This window comes from Streptomyces anthophorae (assembly GCF_049310305.1).
Taxonomy (GTDB): domain Bacteria; phylum Actinomycetota; class Actinomycetes; order Streptomycetales; family Streptomycetaceae; genus Streptomyces.
This window is the reverse complement of sequence record NZ_JBLWQQ010000001.1, coordinates 3,023,310-3,040,566: the sequence shown is the minus strand read 5'-3', so window position 1 is coordinate 3,040,566 and position 17,257 is coordinate 3,023,310. Positions and strand designations below refer to the sequence as shown.

Sequence of the window (17,257 nt, the reverse complement as noted above, 5' to 3'; positions counted from 1 at the left end):
GCCGCCCCAGGCAGCGGATTGCCCAAGGCAGGGGCGGCACTGTCAAGCTCCGGTGCGGCGGGCAAATCAAGCCCCTGCGGCGATTGAGCAGCGGGGTCCGGGGCGGAGCCCCGAGGCGTCAACCCCGCCACGGCGAAACGAACCCGGGTCCCGGGGGCCAACAACGCCGCGGACGACCGCGCCACATCCCACAGAACCCCGGGATCGGGCATCGTTCCGATCAACTGCCACCCACCCGGCGTCGCCCGGGGATACACCGCCGAGTACGGCCCGGCAAGGGCAACCGCCCCGGCAGGGACCCGCGTACGCGGAGTCGCCCGCCGCGGCACATGCAACTCCTCCGGCAACCCGCTCAAATACCCGAACCCCGGCGCGAACCCACAGAACGCCACCCGGTACTCGTACGAGGAGTGCACCGCGGCGACCTCCGCCACCGACACCCCCCACAGCTCCGCGACCTCGGCCAGATCGGGCCCGTCGTACACGACAGGAATCGTCACGACGTCCCCGTCCGCCGCGGCCCCCAACGGCACGTCCCACTCGCCCAGTTGGCGCGCGAGGGCCTCCGGCTCGGCGACCCCGTCGAGCAGCACCGTCCGCGCCCCCGGCACGATCTCCCGCACCGGCGGCAGCGCCCCCGCGCCCCGCCTGCGCAGCACCTCCGCGTGGAACGCCCCCGCGTGCTCGGCCTCGGCGAACTCCACGAGCAGCGCGTGCCGCCCGGCGGTCCTCACCCGCAGCCCGACGCTCACGCGAAGGACCCGACCTTGACCCCGGCGTCCTCGAGCGCCACCCGCACCCGCGCGGCGATCGCCGCCGCACCGGGGGTGTCTCCGTGCACGCACAGGGACCGCGCGGCGACGGCGACCCGGGACCCGTCGACCGCCTCGACCCCGCCGTCCACCGCGAACGCGACGGACCGGCGCACCACGGCGTCCGCGTCCTCGACGACGGCGTTCGGCTCGCGGCGCGGCACGAGCGTGCCCTGAGGGGTGTAGGCGCGATCGGCGAAGGCCTCGCGCACGGGCCGCAGCCCGAACTCCTCGGCGGCAGCGAGCAATTGGGACCCGGGAAGCCCGAGCACGGGCAGTTCCCCGCCCGCGAGCCGCACCCCGTCGACGACGGCGCGCGCCTGCTCCGCGTCCCGTACGGTCCGGTTGTAGAGCGCGCCGTGCGGCTTCACGTACGCCACCTCGGCCCCGGCCGCCTCGGCGAACACCCGCAGCGCACCGATCTGGTACGCCACTTCGGCGGCGAGCTCGTCCGGCGGCACGTCCATCGCGCGCCGCCCGAACCCGGCGAGGTCCCGGTAGGAGACCTGCGCCCCGATCCGTACGCCGCGCTCGGCGGCCAGGTCGCAGACCCGGCGCATCACGGAGGGGTCGCCGGCGTGGAAGCCGCAGGCGACGTTGGCACTGGTCACCACGGAGAGCAGGGCCTCGTCGTCGGTGAGGGTCCACCGGCCGAAGCCTTCGCCGAGGTCGGCGTTGAGGTCGATGACGTCCTGGATCACTGGCTCAACGTAGAGGATTGTTCAACGATCCGACAAGAGGAAAGATTTTCCGCGCTTTCCCGCCGTCCGAATTCCGGAACCTCTTGTTAGATCGTTGAACGATCCCCTAAGGTCCGTGCATCCCTCATCCATAAGTGCGTCCCTCATCGAAAAGGCCGCCGCATGATCGTTCTGCTCGGCGTGCTCGTGGTGATCCTCGGATTCGTCACGCGCCGCAATCCCGTTCTCGTGGTCGGCGTCGCCGGCATCGTCACCGGGCTGCTCGGCAAGATGAACCCGCTGGAGATCCTCGCCGCCTTCGGCACCTCCTTCGCCGACAGCCGCTCCGTCACCGTCTTCGCCATCGTGCTGCCGGTGATCGGCCTTCTGGAGCGCTACGGCCTGCGTGAACAGGCCCGCACGCTCATCGGGAAACTCGGCAGGCTCAGCGCCGGCCGCTTCCTCACCGCGTATCTGCTGGTCCGCCAGGTCACCGCCGCCTTCGGTCTCAACAACCTGGGCGGTCCCGCCCAGGCGGTGCGCCCGCTCGTCGCGCCGATGGCCGAGGCCGCCGCGGAACGCAAGGCGGGGGCCGCGCTGCCGGACAAGCTGCGCGAGAAGGTCCGCTCCTACTCGGCGTCCGCCGACACCGTCGGCGTCTTCTTCGGTGAGGACTGCTTCATCGCGATCGGCTCGATCCTGCTGATCACCGGATTCGTGAACTCGACGTACCACGAGCACCTCGAGCCCACCCAGCTCGCGCTGTGGGCCATCCCGCTGGCCGTCTGCGCCTTCGTCATCCACGGCGCCCGGCTGCTGCTCCTCGACAGGCAGCTGGAGCGCGAAATGGCGCTCGCCGTCGCCGAACACGAGATCCCGCTGCCGAAGGAGCCCTCGAAGTGATCAAGGTCGAATGGCTCTACTGGCTGATCGGATTCGTCTTCGTCGTCATGGCCGTGCAGATGGCGACGGACCGCAGCAACCCCAAGCGCTGGACATCGGCCGCCTTCTGGGGACTGCTCGGACTGACCTTCCCCTACGGCACCGGGGTCGCGGGCGGCTCGAAGGCGCTGCCCGCCGAACCCCTCGGCGTCGCGGTCCTCGCGCTGATCGCGCTCGCCGGGTTCAACTTCATCGGCAAGGGCGAACCCGTCACCACCACCCAGGAGCAGCGCGAGGAATCGGCCGCCCGCCTGGGGAACAAGCTCTTCATACCGGCGCTCACCATCCCGCTCGTGGCGATCGTCTGCGCCTCCTTCCTCGACGACTCGGGCATCTTCGAGACCGGCCAGGCCACCCTCCTCGGGCTCGGCGTCGGCTGCGTCGTGGCGCTCGTCGTCGGGATGTTCGTCACCGGCGAGCGCAAGGTCTCGACGCCCCTCCACTCCGGCCGCTCGATGCTGGAGGCGATGGGCTCCGCGCTGCTGCTGCCGCAGCTGCTCGCCGTCCTCGGCTCGATCTTCGCGGTCGCCGGCGTCGGCACCCAGGTCGGGAAGATCACCAACGCGGTGCTGCCGGACGACTCCAAGTACCTGGCCGTGATCGCGTACTGCGTCGGCATGTTCCTGTTCACCGTGATCATGGGCAACGCCTTCGCCGCGTTCCCCGTCATGACCGCGGCGATCGGCTGGCCGGTGCTCATCGAGCAGATGCACGGCAACGAGGTGGCGATCCTCGCGATCGGCATGCTCGCCGGTTTCAGCGGCACGCTCGTCACGCCCATGGCGGCCAACTTCAACATCGTCCCGGCGACCCTTCTCGAACTGAAGGACCAGTACGGGCCGATCAAGGCGCAGCTCCCCACGGGGTTCGCGCTGCTCGGCTGCTGCACCGTGATCATGGCGTTCTTCGCGTTCTAGGAGGTCGAGAAATGACTCGGGTACTGCTCACCGGGTTCGAACCGTTCGGCGGGGAGTCCGTGAACCCCTCCTGGCAGGCCGCGGAGGCAGTCGCCGCCGCGCCGCCCGACGGCCTGTCCGTCACGGCGGTCCAACTGCCGTGCGTCTTCGGCGAGTCGATCGCGGCACTGCGGACGGCGGTGGCGGAGCACCGCCCCGACCTGGTGCTCTGCCTCGGCCAGGCGGGCGGCCGCCCCGGCGTCACCGTCGAACGCGTCGCGGTCAACGTCGACGACGCCCGCATCCCCGACAACGCCGGGGCCCAGCCCATCGACACACCGGTGGTGCCGGACGGCCCCGCGGCGTACTTCTCCACGCTCCCGGTGAAGGCGTGCGTGGCGGCGATGCGCGAGGCGGGCGTCCCCGCGGCGCTCTCCAACACGGCCGGAACGTTCGTCTGCAACCACGTCGCGTACGGCCTCGCCCACCTTCTGGCCACCGAACTCCCCGGTGTGCGGGGCGGTTTCGTCCACGTGCCGTGGGCCCCGGAACAGGTCACGGACGGCACAGCGGCATCGCTCCCGTTCGAAACGGTGGCCACCGGCATCCGGGCGCTGCTGCTGGCCGCGGCGACGACCGGCGAGGACCTCCGGGTCACCGAGGGCGCGACCCACTAGAGGTGGCTCCCCGCGCCCCTTTCAGGGGCGCGGGGAACTGCGCGAACGCAACCAGAAGCAGCACCGCACCCGGCTACGAACACGCACCCCGCGCACACCCGCCCGCGACCCCAACCCCGCCCCACCGAAACGGACCCACCATGCTCACCCCGGAGGAAACCGCCCGACTGGCGGCAGCCAACGTCACCCGCGAATACCCCAACTTCACGGCCCACCTCACGACCTCCCCGGCCGACACCCCCCGCCCGTCCGAGCTCCACCCCGCCTTCTACGGCGCCTACGACTGGCACTCCTCCGTCCACATGCACTGGCTGCTGCTCCGGACCCGGCCGGAGGCCCACGCCGACGTACTGGACCGTCACCTCACCCGCGACAACCTCGCCACCGAGGCCGCGTACCTCCTCGCCCGCCCGAGCTTCGAGCGCCCCTACGGCTGGGCCTGGCTCGTCGCCCTCGCCGCCGAATGCCACGACACCCGCTGGGCCGACGCCTTCGCCCCCGCCGTGGACGCGGTCGACCGCCTCCTCACGGACTGGCTCCCGAAGGCCACGTACCCCGTGCGCCACGGCAACCACCCCAACAGCGCCTTCGCCCTCGGTCTGATCCTCGACACGGGGGAGCGGGCCGGACTTCCGGGCCGCACCCTGGACGCCGTACGGGAGCGGCTGCGCAGCTGGTTCGCCGACGACCACGACGCACCCGCCCACTGGGAGCCCTCGGGACAGGACTTTCTGTCGCCGGCCCTCACGGAGGCCGACGCGATGCGCCGCGTGCTCGACGACGCCGACGGGTTCGCCGCCTGGCTGGACCGCTTCCTCCCGGCCCTGGCCACCGGCGCGCCCTGCCCGCTGCTCGACGTACCGGTCGTCTCCGACCACAGCGACCCGCAGATCGGCCACCTCCTCGGCCTCGCGCTCTCCCGCGCCGCCTGCCTGAGCGCCATCGCCAACGCGCTGCCCCAGGGAGCCGTGCGCGAGCGGCTCGCGAAGGCCGCGCGGGAGCACCTCGACGCCGGTCTCCCGGCCGTCGAGAGCGGCGACTTCACGACCGACCACTGGCTCGCGACGTTCGCCGAACTCGCCCGTGAACACTATGAACGCAAGTAGGCGTGATCGTTGCCCGGGTGCTCTTGCCCTGAGCATGACCAGTCCCGCATCGTGCCGATCATGGGACGAGAACAATGGAAGAAGGTCCTGGTCGGCTCGGCCGGGAACATGGTCGAGTGGTTCGACTGGTTCGTGTACGCGAGCTTCGCGACGTACTTCGCGGGATCCTTCTTCCCCAGCGACAACCCGACCGCCCAGCTGATGAACACGGCCGGCGTCTTCGCCGTCGGCTTCTTCATGCGCCCGGTCGGCGGCTGGCTGCTCGGCCGGGTCGGTGACCGCAAGGGCCGCAAGGCGGCGCTGACGCTCACGGTCACCCTGATGTCCGCGTCGGCGGTGCTCATCGCCGTCGCGCCGACCTACGGAGTCGCCGGCTACGGCGGCGCCGCGGTGCTGCTGATCGCGCGCCTGCTCCAGGGCCTCTCGGTCGGCGGTGAGTACGCGGCCAGCGCCACGTACCTCACCGAGGCGTCCACCCCCGAGAAGCGCGGCTTCGCCTCCAGCTTCCAGTACGTGTCGATGACGGCGGGCCAGATCGTCGGCCTCGGCCTCCAGATCCTGCTCCAGAACACGATGTCCGACGACGCCCTGCACAGCTGGGGCTGGCGCATCCCGTTCATCATCGGCGCCCTCGGCGCGGCGGTCATCTTCTACCTGCGCCGCAACATGCTGGAGACCGACGTCTACGAGGAGTCGGCCGACGCCGACGCCACCGTGGGCGGCGACGACAAGGGCACCCTCAAGGCCCTGTGGGCGCACAAGCGCGAGGCGTTCCTCGTCATCGCGCTGACCATGGGCGGCACCGTCGCGTACTACACGTACACGACGTACCTGACGAAGTACCTCTCCAACTCCGCGGGCCTGAGCAAGGAGACGGCCACCCTCGTCTCGTTCTGCGCGCTTGTCGTCTTCGCCTGCCTCCAGCCGGTCGCGGGCGCGCTCTCCGACCGGATCGGCCGCCGCCCGCTCCTGATCACCTTCGCGATCGGCTCGACCTTCCTGACGGTCCCGATCATGACGCTGCTCCAGCACGCGGGCTCCTTCTGGCCGGCCCTCGGCCTCTCCCTGCTGGCCCTCCTCATCGTCACGGGCTACACGTCCATCAACGCCTGCGTGAAGGCCGAGCTGTTCCCGACGGGCATCCGCGCCCTCGGCGTCGCCCTCCCGTACGCCATCGCCAACGCCCTGTTCGGCGGCACCGCCGAATTCGTGGCGCTCTGGTTCAAGGACGCGGGCATCGAGTCCGGCTACTACTGGTACGTCGCGGGCTGCGCGGCCGTCTCCCTCGTCGTCTACCTGCTGATGCGCGAGACCCGCGACATCGACCTGAACCGGGTCGCGTCGGAGGAGGCCCCCGCCGACGAGGCCAAGCAGGTCGCCTGACCGGGCCCTGAACCCACCGGACCAAGAAGCCCCGGCTCCTCCTGCGACAAGGAGGGGCCGGGGCTTCCTCCCGTACGGGGAAGCTCGTACGGGGGAGTGGCGTCAGATCCCCAGCCGTCGTGCGATCCCGTCGAGCACGCAGTCGAGGCCGAACTCGAACTCCCAGGCCGGGTCGTCCTTGCGGGTCGCCGACAGGGCGTACGCCCGGTAGGTCGGGTAACGGCCGCTCTCCATCAGGTAGTTCATCTGCGGGGCGAGCGCCTGACGGGTCTCGTCCCCGCTCTTCCAGTCGTGCCGCTCGCGGTACTCGCGCAGCGCGATCTCGGCCTGCGTCGCGCCGTGCACGAACGCGCCGACCGCACGGTGGGCGGCCACCATCGCGTCCGCGTCGAGGTCCTTGCCGGCCAGCGCCTTCAACTGCCGCTCCGCGACGGCCATCCGCGCCGGAGTGAGCTGGATGACCGGCAGCGGCGTCTGCCCGAGCCAGGGGTGGCGGAGCATCAACTCCCGTGTCTGCACAGCGAAGGAGCGCAGCACCTCACGCCAGTCGGTCACGTCGTCGGGCACCGTCAGCTCGGCCGAGACCCGGTCGAACATCAGCGCCCACAGGTCCTCCTTGCCGGAGACGTGCCGGTACGCGGCCATGGGCGCGACGCCCAGCTTGGTGGCGAGGCGGCGCATGGTGACGGCGGCACCGCCCTCCTCGTCGGCCAGTTCCACGGCCGCCGCGGCGATCCGGTCGAGGGTCAGTGCGGCGCGCCGGGCGGGCGCGGGCCGCTCAAGCCGCTCCCAGAGCGAGGGCTCGACGAGTCGGCTCTCCCCGTCCCCGGTCTTCTTCTCCGCTGCCACGCTCCGGCTCCTCCCGCTCGTCATTGCGTACAGCGTATCCCCAGTGGACGCCGTACACATCGATGTGTACGTTGTACGCGAATGAGTACGCCGTACACATCCAGGGGGTTCACCATGTCCGACACCGCTCCGATGACCACCGCGCTCCGCGTCGCCGTCCTCGTCGGCTCCACCCGCGAGGGCCGCTTCGCGCCCGTCGTCACGCGCTGGCTCACAGGGCAGCTCGGCCAGCGCCCCGACCTGCGCACCGATGTGGTCGACCTCGCCGAGACCCCGCTGCCGTCCGTGCTGCCCGCCTTCGGCGAGGAGCCGCCGCCGGGCACGAAGGAGGCGCTCGCGCTCGTCTTGCCGCGCCTCGCGGCCGCCGACGCGTTCGTCCTCGTCACGCCCGAGTACAACCACAGCTTCCCGGCGGCCCTGAAGAACGCGATCGACTGGCACAACCAGGAGTGGCACGGCAAGCCGGTCGCCTTCGTCTCGTACGGCGGCCTGTCCGGCGGTCTCCGCGCGGTCGAGCAGCTCCGCGTGGTGATGGCCGAGTTGAACGCCATGAGCATTCGCAACACGGTCAGCTTCCACAACGCCTGGGGCGCCTTCGACGCGGAGGGGCGCGTCGGCGATCCGGCCGTGGAGGCCGCCGCGAAGGCGATGCTCGACCAGCTGACGTGGTGGGCGCATGCGCTGCGCGACGCCAAGGCCGTCCGCCCGTACGCGGCTTGAGGACAGCCATGACGACACTCATGGAGAAGGCGGCCGAGGAGCGGGCGACGCCCTCCCGGTTCGTGATCGCGGGCCTGCTGCTCGGCATCGTGCTCGCCACGCTGGACGGCACGATCGTCGGCACGGCCCTGCCCGTCATCGTCGACGACCTCGGCGGCATGGACCGCCTGTCCTGGGTGGTGACCGCCTACCTTCTCGCCACGGCCGTCACCACCCCGCTCTGGGGCAAGATCGGCGACCTCTACGGCCGCAAGGGCGGCTACCTCACCGCGATCGCCGTCTTCCTCGCCGGATCCGTCCTGTGCGGACTCGCCCAGGACATGGGCCAGTTGATCGCGTTCAGGGCGGTGCAGGGCATCGGTGCGGGCGGCCTGTTCGTGGGCGCGCTCTCGCTCGTGGGGACACTGCTCGGCCCCGCCGGGGCGAGCCGCTCGCAGTCCGTCATCGGCGTGCTGCTGCCGGCCGCGATGATCGGCGGGCCGCTGCTCGGCGGCTTCCTCACGGACCAGCTGAACTGGCGGTGGGTGTTCTACGTCAATGTGCCCGTCGGGGCCGTCGCGCTCGCCGTCGTCGGGGCGGGCGTGCGACTGCGCTCGACGCGGGTGCGGGCACGGGTCGACCTCGCGGGCGCCGCGCTGCTCACCGCCGCGATCCTCGCCCTGACGCTGCTGTCGTCGTGGGCCGGGACGCGGTACGCCTGGACCTCACCGCGGATCGTGGTGCTCGCGCTGGTCTCGGTGGCCGCCGTCGCGGGGTTCGTCGCGGTGGAGCGGCGTGCGGACGAACCGGTGATCCCGCCCCGCCTGTTCCGCGACCGCAATTTCGGGGTCGCGCAGGTGCTCAGCTTCACCTCGGGGGCGGCGATGCTCGCGGCCGCCACCTATCTGCCGCAGTACATGCAGCACGTGCGGGGGGTGTCGTCGACGGGCAGCGGACTGCTGCTGCTTCCGCTGATGCTCGGCATGATGGGCGCCCAACTGGCCATCGGGCGCCGGGTGGGCAACGGCGGCCGCTACCGGCACTACCCGGTCGCGGGCGGCGTCATCGCGACGGCGGGCGCCCTGGCCCTGCTCCTGCTGGACGTCGCAACGGCGGCCTGGGTGGCATCCGCCCTGACCCTGCTCCTGGGCATCGGCCTCGGGTGCCTGCTCCAGCCCTCCTTGCTGATCACCATGAACAGTGCGGAGCCCCGTGACATCGGTGCGGCCAGCGGGACCCAGACGCTGCTGCGAACCGTCGGAGGCTCACTCGGCGTCGCGGTCCTCGGGTCCGTGTTCGCCGGGCGGGCCCACGACGGCGGCGGCCCGGCGGGCATCGTCGCGGGCCTGCACGGGGTGGCGCTCGGGACGGCAGCACTGTGCGCGGCGGCGTTCGCGGCGGCACTCCTCGTACGGGAAGTACCGCTGCGCACACAGCGGGACGGGGGCGGGGCCGCGGCCGGCCGGACGGCCTGACCGCATCGTGAGACCACGGCCCGGCGCCCGGCCGGGCTGTGGCACACTCAGGCCGTGCTCTCGTTCGCCATGATTATTGGCAGCAGGCGCGCCGGTCCGCAGTGACCGCCTCGTACGACCCGGTACAGGTGGACACCGTCGTCCTCGACCCGCGCGCAGACCTCTCGCACCCGCGAGAGGTTTTTCTGTTTCTGGCCCACCCACAGCCAGGCGGAGAGCGCGAGGGATCATAGATGGACGGTGGAGCCGGTCATTCCGGTAGACCGAGAATCCCCATCAGGAGCCAGATCAGCATGAGCAGCAGCCTCAGTGAACGTCCCAGTGCACAGCCCACTGAACTCGACGATTCCTTCCACGTCTTCGACACGACGCTGCGCGACGGCGCGCAGCGCGAGGGCATCAACCTCACCGTCGCGGACAAGCTGACCATTGCCCGGCACCTGGACGACTTCGGCGTGGGCTTCATCGAGGGCGGCTGGCCCGGCGCCAACCCCCGGGACACCGAGTTCTTCGCCCGCGCGCAGGAAGAGATCGACTTCAAGCACGCGCAGCTCGTCGCCTTCGGCGCCACCCGCCGCGCGAACTCCAAGGCGAGCGAGGACCCGCAGGTCAAGGCCCTCCTCGACTCCGGCGCCCCGGTGGTCACGCTCGTCGCCAAGTCGCACGACCGGCACGTCGAGCTGGCCCTGCGCACGACCCTCGAAGAGAACCTGGAGATGGTCCGCGACACCGTCTCCTACCTGGTCGCCCAGGGCCGCCGCGTCTTCGTCGACTGCGAGCACTTCTTCGACGGCTACCGCGCCAACGCCGAGTACGCGAAGTCCGTCGTGCGGGCCGCGCACGAGGCCGGCGCCTCCGTCGTCGTCCTCTGCGACACCAACGGCGGCTTCCTGCCCGCCCAGGTCCAGGCCGTCGTCTCCACCGTCCTCGCCGACACCGGCGCCCGCCTCGGCATCCACGCCCAGGACGACACGGGCTGCGCCGTCGCCAACACCCTGGCCGCCGTGGACGCGGGCGCGACCCACGTCCAGTGCACCGCGAACGGCTACGGCGAGCGCGTCGGCAACTCGAACCTCTTCCCGGTCGTCGCCGCCCTGGAGCTCAAGTACGGCAAGCACGTCCTCCCCGAGGGCGCGCTGCGCGAGATGACCCGTATCTCGCACGCCATCGCCGAGGTCGTGAACCTGACCCCCTCCACGCACCAGCCGTACGTGGGCGTCTCGGCGTTCGCGCACAAGGCGGGCCTGCACGCCTCCGCGATCAAGGTCGACCCGGACCTGTACCAGCACACCGACCCGGAACTCGTCGGCAACCACATGCGGATGCTGGTCTCCGACATGGCGGGCCGCGCCTCCATCGAGCTCAAGGGCAAGGAGCTCGGCGTCGACCTGGGCGGCGACCGCGAGCTGATCGGCCGCGTCGTCGAGCGCGTCAAGGAGCGCGAGCTCCAGGGCTACACGTACGAGGCGGCGGACGCCTCGTTCGAGCTGCTGATGCGCGCCGAGGTCGAGGGCAGGGAGCGCAAGTACTTCCAGGTCGAGTCCTGGCGCGCGATCGTCGAGGACCGCCCCGACGGCAGCCACGCCAACGAGGCCACCGTGAAGCTGTGGGCCAAGGGCGAGCGCATCGTCGCGACGGCGGAGGGCAACGGCCCGGTCAACGCCCTCGACCGGGCGCTGCGCGTCGGCCTGGAGCGGATCTACCCGCAGCTCGCGAAGCTGGAGCTCGTCGACTACAAGGTCCGCATCCTGGAGGGCAAGCACGGCACGTCCTCCACGACCCGCGTCCTGATCTCGACGACCGACGGTTCCGGCGAGTGGTCCACGGTCGGCGTCGCCGAGAACGTGATCGCGGCGTCGTGGGGCGCCCTTGAGGACGCGTACACATTCGGTCTGCTGCGGGCGGGTGTGGAGCCGGTCGAGTAGGACCGATCGGGCTCGGCTGGGTTAGCGTCGAGGGTATGAGGCCCTTCATCGCCGCCCTCGCCGCTCCGCTCCTCGCCCTGGGCGCCACCCTCGCGGTGGCGCCACCCGCGGCCGCGGCGACGGATGTGTCGTCCGTGGCCGACGCCCTGGAGAAGAGCCCGGTCTACGTCGCGCCCGGCGCGGCCGACGGGCTCACCTCCGACGACGTCGACGCGCTCGAGAACAAGATCAAGGACGCGGACAAACCGGTGATGGTGGCGGTGCTGCCCGCCGACTTCCCGACGCAGAAGCTCTTCAGCGACCTGCGCGCGAAGACCGGGATCGTGGGCGTGTACGGGGTCCGCCTCGGTGACCGGTTCGACGCGCGGGCGGACCACCAGGTGATGTCCCAGCAGGCCGTGAAGAACGCGGTGGACAGCGTGCAGGGCCAGTCCGCCAAGAGCCAGCTCGACGACTTCGTCAGTACGTCGATCAGTACGGCCAAGGGCTCCGCCCCCGCCGCCTGGGACGCGGGCGACGACGGGTCGTCGGCCGGCACCCTGATCGGCGTCGGCGCGGTCGTCGTCGCCGGTGGAGCGGGCATCTACGCCCTGAACCGGCGCAGCCGCCGCAAGCGCGAGGCGGAGCAGCGCGAGGCGCTCGACAAGCTGCGGGTCGTGGTGGACGAGGACATCACGGCGTTCGGCGAGGAACTCGACCGGCTGGACTTCCACCCCGCGGAGGCCGGGGCGGACGACGCGATGCGCGCGGACTTCGAGCGGGCGCTCGACGCGTACGAGAAGGCCAAGCAGTACATGAACGACGCCCAGCGCCCGGACGACGTGCGGGGCGTGACGCAGGCCCTGGAGGACGGCCGGTTCTCCCTGGCCCTGCTGGCCGCGCGCCGCGAGGGCCGTCCGCTGCCCGAGCGCCGGGCGCCCTGCTTCTTCGACCCGCGCCACGGGCCCTCCGTCGAGGACGCCCTGTGGACGCCGCCCGGCGGTTCCTCGCGCGAGGTCCCGGTGTGCGCGGCGGACGCGACGCGGCTGCGGGACGGCGAGGACCCGCACGTGCGCACGGTCGACGCGGGGGCGGGGGAGCGCCGCCCGTACTACGACGCGGGTCCGGCGTACGGCCCGTGGGCCGGCGGCTACTTCGGCGGCGGCATGCTGCCGGGCCTGCTGGTCGGCACGGTCCTCGGCTCCATGCTGGCGAGCCCCGCGTACGCGTCCGACTACGGCGGCGGTGACTTCGGCGGCGGGTTCGACGGCGGCGACGTCTCGGGCTCCGACTTCGACCCGGGCGACTTCGGCGGTGGCTTCGGCGACGGCGGGGGCGGCGGCGACTTCGGTGGCGGCGGCGGGGACTTCGGCGGCGGATTCTGACGTACTGCGCCGCCTCTGGCCCGGCAATTTCGGGAGTGCTTTAATTCCCCCACGGCTTCGGGGGGATACGCCATGAGCGGTGGGGCGGGCGGTAATAGCGGGTCGAATGCGTCGGGATTCTTTCACCGGTCGGCTGGTGTCTGGACCATAATCGGTGGGATATGCGCCGTGCTCAGTGTGGTGATCGCGCTGGTCGCGATAAAACTCGGAGCGGCCGAGCCCTCCGGCGCTGTCGGGGGCGGTTCCGGCGGCGCCGGCCCGATCAGGACGGCGGCCTCGTCCACACCGCCCACCGAGGACCCCACGTCGGACGAGCCGACGGACGACCCCACGAGCGATGAGCCGACGGACGACCCCACGAGTGATGAGCCGGCGGACGATCCCACGAGCGACGAGCCGTCTCCGACGGACACCTATGTCCCCATCCACTATGAGGGCAGCGGCACCGCGTACTACTCATGTGCCAGGGAGGGCCAGATCGCTTCGGCAGCCGGTGTGTCGACCACCTGGGAAATCGAGAACGATTCGAGCACCGATCTCACCCTCTACTGGCTGGACTCCCGCGGAATGCGGAGCGCTCCGCGACGACTCGAATCCGGTGGAACCATCAATTTCACTCAGGTGAACACCGGAAGCGTCTATGTGTTCGTCGGGAGGTATGCGAGCTGCTCTGCGATCGTCCGCATCGACCCGGCGGCGTTGGGGTCGTCGGGGGCGAGCACGACCGTCACCGACAAGGACTGACGGGCCCCGCCCCGTTCACGGCCGCCGGGCAGCAGCCTCCCGGTCCCCTTCCCGCGGCAGCTCCGGACGGGCCTTCGGGATCCGGGAATCCGCCCCGAACATCCACCGCGACAGAGCGACCCGTACGCGCCCGCGGACCCCGGACCCGTCCGGCGACGCCTTCAGGGCGGCGGGTTGTTCGTGCTGGGTGAGGCGGTACAGCTCGCCCTGCTCCAAAGGCTCGTGGACCTCGACGTACTCGCCGTGGGGGAGTCGCCTGATCCGGCCCGTTTCCCGGCCGTGCAGGACCTTCTCCTGGTCGCGGCGCTGGAGCCCCAGGCACAGGCGCTTCGTCACGACGAACGCGAGGACGGGGCCCGCGAACAGTGCCCCGCGGGCGAACCACGTGATGACGTTCACCGAGAGGTGGAAGTGCGTGGCCCAGAGGTCGTTGCCGCCGGCCGCCATGGCGACGAGAAAGCCGGTCAGCCAGGCCACTCCCAGTGCGGTGCGCACCGGGCGGTTGCGGGGGCGGTCCAGGATGTGGTGCTCCCGCTCGTCGCCGGTGACCCACGCCTCCACGAACGGATAGACCCCGATCAGCACCAGCCACAGCGGGAACGCCAGGAACGGGACGAAGACGCCGAGCGCGAGGGTGTGGCCGCCCAGCACGATCTCCCAGCCCGGCATCACGCGCACCAGACCCTCCGCGAACCCCAGGTACCAGTCCGGCTGGGCGCCGGTGGAGACATGGTCGGGGCGGTAGGGCCCGTACACCCAGACCGGGTTGATGGACGCGACCGCCGAGACGAGCGTGACCACGCCGAACACGAGGAAGAAGAAGCCGCCCGCCTTGGCGACGTAGTTCGGGTAGAACGGCTCGCCCACGACGGTGCGTTCGGTCTTTCCGGGGCCCGGGTACTGCGTGTGCTTGTGGTAGAAGACCAGGATCAGGTGGGTGACGACGAGCGCCGCCATGATGCCGGGCAGCAGCAGGACGTGGATCGAGTAGAAGCGCGCCACGATGTCGTGCCCCGGGAACTCGCCGCCGAACAGGAAGAACGACAGATACGTGCCGACGACCGGGACCGCGAGCGTCATGCCCTCGATGAGCCGCATGCCTGCGCCGGAGAGCATGTCGTCGGGCAGCGAGTAGCCGAGCAGCCCCTCGAAGAGGGCGAGGAACAGCAGCAGCCAGCCGAACAGCCAGTTCAGCTCGCGCGGCTTGCGGAACGAGCCGGTGAAGAAGTGCCGCATCATGTGCACGAACATCGCCGCGACGAAGATCAGCGCCGACCAGTGGTGGATCTGCCGGATGAGCAGTCCGCCGCGCACGTCGAAGCTGAGGTCGAGCGTGGAGGAGTACGCCTCCGACATCCGGATGCCCTTCAGTGGCACGTAACTGCCGTTGTACGTCACCTCGTTCATCGACGGATGGAAGAAGAGCGTGAGGTAGACGCCGGTGAGGATCAGGATGAGGAAGGTGTAGAGGCAGATCTCGCCCAGCATGAACGACCAGTGGTCGGGAAACACCTTGCGCAGATACGTGCGGCCGAGACCGTAGATCCCGAGCCGTCCGTCGGCCCAGTCGGCGAGGCGTTCCCCCGCGGCGGGGGCGGGCGCGTTGCGTTCCGTGCGTGCGGACATCCGGTTCCTCCCGTGGCTGCTCACGGAGGAGACGGACCGGGGCGGGCCGGATGTGACACGGCGCGCGGGAATGTGGCGCGCGTCACGCGTGGCGTCAGGCCCGGCTGAGCGTCCGCGTCACCCCGGCGACCAGGGTCGTCGTCAGGATCCAGCCGACCGCGATCAGCGCGTACGACAGTCCCTGCACGCCCGCCTCGGCCCAGTGCCAGCCCTCCCGCTGGCCGAGGCCGCCGACCGGGACCAGCAGATCGAGGGTGTACGCGACCGGGTTGAACGGCGCGCCCTCGCCCGGCTTGTTCGGCACGGGCTTGAACGCGTGGAAGACGAGCGAGCCGATGAGGGTGAGCAGGGCGAGCCAGATCCCGGCGATCCAGGGCCGGTAGCCGTATCCGACGGTCGCGTCGAGCAGCCGCCCCCACGCCTTCCCGGCGGGTCCGAGCGTGCCGCGCCGCCTGCGCTCCCGTACGAGGAGGACCCGGCGCGCCTCGTCCTCGTGGCCCGACCGCCGGTAGTGCGCGGCGAGTTGCTCGTAGGGCTGCGGAGCGTAGACGGGCTGGCGGTGCAGCCACGCGAGGCGGCGCGTGACGTCCTCGCGGCGCGTGGGGGCGACGTCGCCCAGCCAGTCGTACGTCAGCCCGTCGAGGCCCAGCGTCGCGGGCCAGGTCCGGGGGTCGTCCTGGAGCCTCGCCACGTACGCGTTGCGCAGGTTCACGCCACCCGCGGGCGTGCGCGCGAACGCGAGGTCGATGGCCTCCGCGCGCATGCCCACGCACATCAACGACGATCCGGTGCCGCCGAGTTCGGCGTCCTGGAAGGAGACGAGGTCCGTCACCCGCGCCCCGCGCAGCCGGATCCTGCCGTCCGCCCGCAGGCCCTGGCAGCGGATGTTCGAGGCGCTGAGGCCGTCGCCCTGGAACGCGTACGCGTCCGCGGCCCCCACGCGTATCCGGGCGCCCCGCATCCACAGCCCGCCCGGCAACTCGGCGCCGGGAAAGCCGACTTCACCCTCCGCGACGAACCCGTGCTCGCAGAACACGCCGCCCCGCACCAGGGCCCCGCCGCCCTCCAGGGCCACCCGGCCCGGCGCCACGAGATGTGCCCCGTCGAGCCGGATGGCGCCCGCGGCGTCGGCGTGCACCAGGTCGACGGCGCTCTCCGCCCCGTCGCGCTCGCCGATCGTCGAACGCCGCAGGTCGACCCGCCCGCCGAACCGGGCCGTCGAGGCCCGCAGCCCCGGCAGTACACAGTCCGTGAACGCGATGCCGAGCGTGCTCGCGCCCTCCAGGCCCACCGCCTCGTCGAAGCGGCACGCCTCGAAGCGCACGGCCCGCCGGACCTCCGCCCCGTCGAGCCGCAGCGCGCCCGTGACGCGGGTGTCGCGCAACACGTACGGCGCGGAACCCGCGCCCTCGTCGAGGATCTCCCGTCTGACGCCCTCGGCGTCAGCACTTCGCTCAAGGGTGGGCGCCATGGGCGGCAGTGTCGCACGCCGGTTGCCGGGCGGGTCGTGTGATTGCACGCGAAAGCAAATCACCTCGCGTGGGGCCGGTAGTGAATGGCGTGAACTGGCGCACCTGTTTCCGCGCCAACGGGTCATGATGACACCGGTGTTCACACGCTTCACACCCATCACGGCCGTCCCCCACAGATGAGATGGAGAGGTCATGAAGCAGCAGTCGCAGTTGCAACCGCAGGAAGAAGCCGGACGCAGGGTCTACGTGAAACCGGCGATGTTCCAGCAGGGCGACTTCGCCAAGGTGACGGCCCGATGAGGCTCAACGACGGCATCGCGGTCACGACGACGGACCAGGGCGGCATTCTCCTCGACCAACGGGCCGGTACCTACTGGCGGTTGAACGAGACCGCGACCGTCGTCGCCATCGCCGTGGTGCAGGGGCGGGGTCCGCGAACCGCGGTCGACCGGCTCGTCGCGGCCTTCGACGTGGACCGGGCCCAGGCCGAGGCGGACGTCTGCGAACTCACCCGCCAGTTCGTCGCCGCGAGGCTGGCCACGCCGTGAGCACCGGGATGACGATGCGGGGCCGCGGGGCCTGACGGGACGCCCTCAACGCCGAGTTG

16 protein-coding genes and 1 pseudogene are annotated in these 17,257 nt (G+C 71.2%); 12 read left to right on the top strand and 5 right to left on the bottom strand.

Translation table 11 applies throughout. The features are described 5' to 3' along the window. Nucleotides 1-104: 104 nt before the first annotated feature. Together ACNYS0_RS13520 and ACNYS0_RS13515 are read right to left on the bottom strand one after the other, a co-directional pair. A pseudogene (locus ACNYS0_RS13520) lies at nt 105-752 on the bottom strand (5-oxoprolinase subunit B family protein); the annotation flags it as partial. Continuing rightward, nucleotides 749-1,513, bottom strand: a complete 765-nt coding sequence (locus ACNYS0_RS13515; protein ID WP_422473542.1) for a LamB/YcsF family protein — start codon at nt 1,511-1,513, stop codon at nt 749-751. The gene ACNYS0_RS13515 and the pseudogene ACNYS0_RS13520, both read right to left, overlap by 4 nt. A 162-nt stretch (nt 1,514-1,675) precedes the next feature. Between ACNYS0_RS13515 and ACNYS0_RS13510 the strand changes: the two genes are divergently transcribed. The 5 genes from ACNYS0_RS13510 (at nt 1,676) to ACNYS0_RS13490 (ending at nt 6,496) form a co-directional block, all read left to right on the top strand. Beyond that, nucleotides 1,676-2,395, top strand: a complete 720-nt coding sequence (locus ACNYS0_RS13510) for a DUF969 domain-containing protein (RefSeq protein WP_422473540.1) — start codon at nt 1,676-1,678, stop codon at nt 2,393-2,395. Then, nucleotides 2,392-3,351, top strand: a complete 960-nt coding sequence (locus ACNYS0_RS13505) for a DUF979 domain-containing protein (RefSeq protein WP_422473538.1) — start codon at nt 2,392-2,394, stop codon at nt 3,349-3,351. Before ACNYS0_RS13510 ends, ACNYS0_RS13505 begins: the two co-directional genes overlap by 4 nt. 11 nt (nt 3,352-3,362) lie before the next feature. After that, complete coding sequence (gene pcp / locus ACNYS0_RS13500; RefSeq protein ID WP_422473536.1) at nt 3,363-4,007, top strand: pyroglutamyl-peptidase I; 645 nt, start codon at nt 3,363-3,365, stop codon at nt 4,005-4,007. A gap of 140 nt (nt 4,008-4,147) precedes the next feature. Next, nucleotides 4,148-5,113 carry a DUF2891 domain-containing protein gene (locus tag ACNYS0_RS13495; protein WP_422473534.1) on the top strand — a complete coding sequence of 322 codons (966 nt, stop codon included), beginning with the start codon at nt 4,148-4,150 and terminating at the stop codon, nt 5,111-5,113. Between the two features lie 60 nt (nt 5,114-5,173). Then, nucleotides 5,174-6,496 carry an MFS transporter gene (locus ACNYS0_RS13490; RefSeq protein WP_422473533.1) on the top strand — a complete coding sequence of 441 codons (1,323 nt, stop codon included), beginning with the start codon at nt 5,174-5,176 and terminating at the stop codon, nt 6,494-6,496. A gap of 102 nt (nt 6,497-6,598) precedes the next feature. Here ACNYS0_RS13490 and ACNYS0_RS13485 read toward each other — a convergent pair whose 3' ends face one another. Beyond that, nucleotides 6,599-7,345, bottom strand: a complete 747-nt coding sequence (locus tag ACNYS0_RS13485; protein WP_422473531.1) for a TetR/AcrR family transcriptional regulator — start codon at nt 7,343-7,345, stop codon at nt 6,599-6,601. A gap of 114 nt (nt 7,346-7,459) precedes the next feature. Between ACNYS0_RS13485 and ACNYS0_RS13480 the strand changes: the two genes are divergently transcribed. The 5 genes from ACNYS0_RS13480 (at nt 7,460) to ACNYS0_RS13460 (ending at nt 13,552) form a co-directional block, all read left to right on the top strand. Further along, the gene (locus ACNYS0_RS13480; protein ID WP_422473529.1) at nt 7,460-8,065 is read left to right on the top strand and encodes an NADPH-dependent FMN reductase; all 606 of its coding nucleotides are present in this window, start codon (nt 7,460-7,462) and stop codon (nt 8,063-8,065) included. An 8-nt stretch (nt 8,066-8,073) separates the two neighbouring features. Continuing rightward, entirely contained in the window at nt 8,074-9,519 is a 1,446-nt protein-coding gene (locus tag ACNYS0_RS13475; protein WP_422473527.1) for a DHA2 family efflux MFS transporter permease subunit, read from the top strand. Between the two features lie 293 nt (nt 9,520-9,812). Then, nucleotides 9,813-11,444, top strand: coding sequence for a citramalate synthase (cimA, locus tag ACNYS0_RS13470; protein WP_422473525.1), 1,632 nt, complete (start codon nt 9,813-9,815; stop codon nt 11,442-11,444). A 35-nt stretch (nt 11,445-11,479) separates the two neighbouring features. Further along, nucleotides 11,480-12,808 carry a hypothetical protein gene (locus ACNYS0_RS13465; RefSeq protein ID WP_422473523.1) on the top strand — a complete coding sequence of 443 codons (1,329 nt, stop codon included), beginning with the start codon at nt 11,480-11,482 and terminating at the stop codon, nt 12,806-12,808. Between the two features lie 168 nt (nt 12,809-12,976). Next, nucleotides 12,977-13,552: a hypothetical protein gene (locus ACNYS0_RS13460; RefSeq protein ID WP_422473521.1), complete on the top strand. Its 576-nt coding sequence runs from the start codon at nt 12,977-12,979 to the stop codon at nt 13,550-13,552. A 15-nt stretch (nt 13,553-13,567) separates the two neighbouring features. Here the strand turns inward: ACNYS0_RS13460 and qcrB are convergent, their stop codons facing one another. Together qcrB and ACNYS0_RS13450 are read right to left on the bottom strand one after the other, a co-directional pair. Beyond that, nucleotides 13,568-15,178 (bottom strand): cytochrome bc1 complex cytochrome b subunit, encoded by a 1,611-nt coding sequence (qcrB, locus tag ACNYS0_RS13455; RefSeq protein WP_422473519.1) that lies wholly within the window; start codon nt 15,176-15,178, stop codon nt 13,568-13,570. Between the two features lie 94 nt (nt 15,179-15,272). After that, complete coding sequence (locus ACNYS0_RS13450) at nt 15,273-16,649, bottom strand: pentapeptide repeat-containing protein (protein WP_422473517.1); 1,377 nt, start codon at nt 16,647-16,649, stop codon at nt 15,273-15,275. A 193-nt stretch (nt 16,650-16,842) separates the two neighbouring features. Here ACNYS0_RS13450 and ACNYS0_RS13445 point away from each other — a divergent pair, with 193 nt between their 5' ends. After that, entirely contained in the window at nt 16,843-16,950 is a 108-nt protein-coding gene (locus ACNYS0_RS13445) for a keywimysin-related RiPP (RefSeq protein WP_422473515.1), read from the top strand. After that, on the top strand, nt 16,947-17,198 hold the full coding sequence (locus ACNYS0_RS13440; protein WP_422473513.1) for a lasso peptide biosynthesis PqqD family chaperone: 252 nt from the start codon (nt 16,947-16,949) through the stop codon (nt 17,196-17,198). The genes ACNYS0_RS13445 and ACNYS0_RS13440 overlap by 4 nt, the downstream gene beginning before the upstream one ends. Nucleotides 17,199-17,257: the final 59 nt, after the last annotated feature.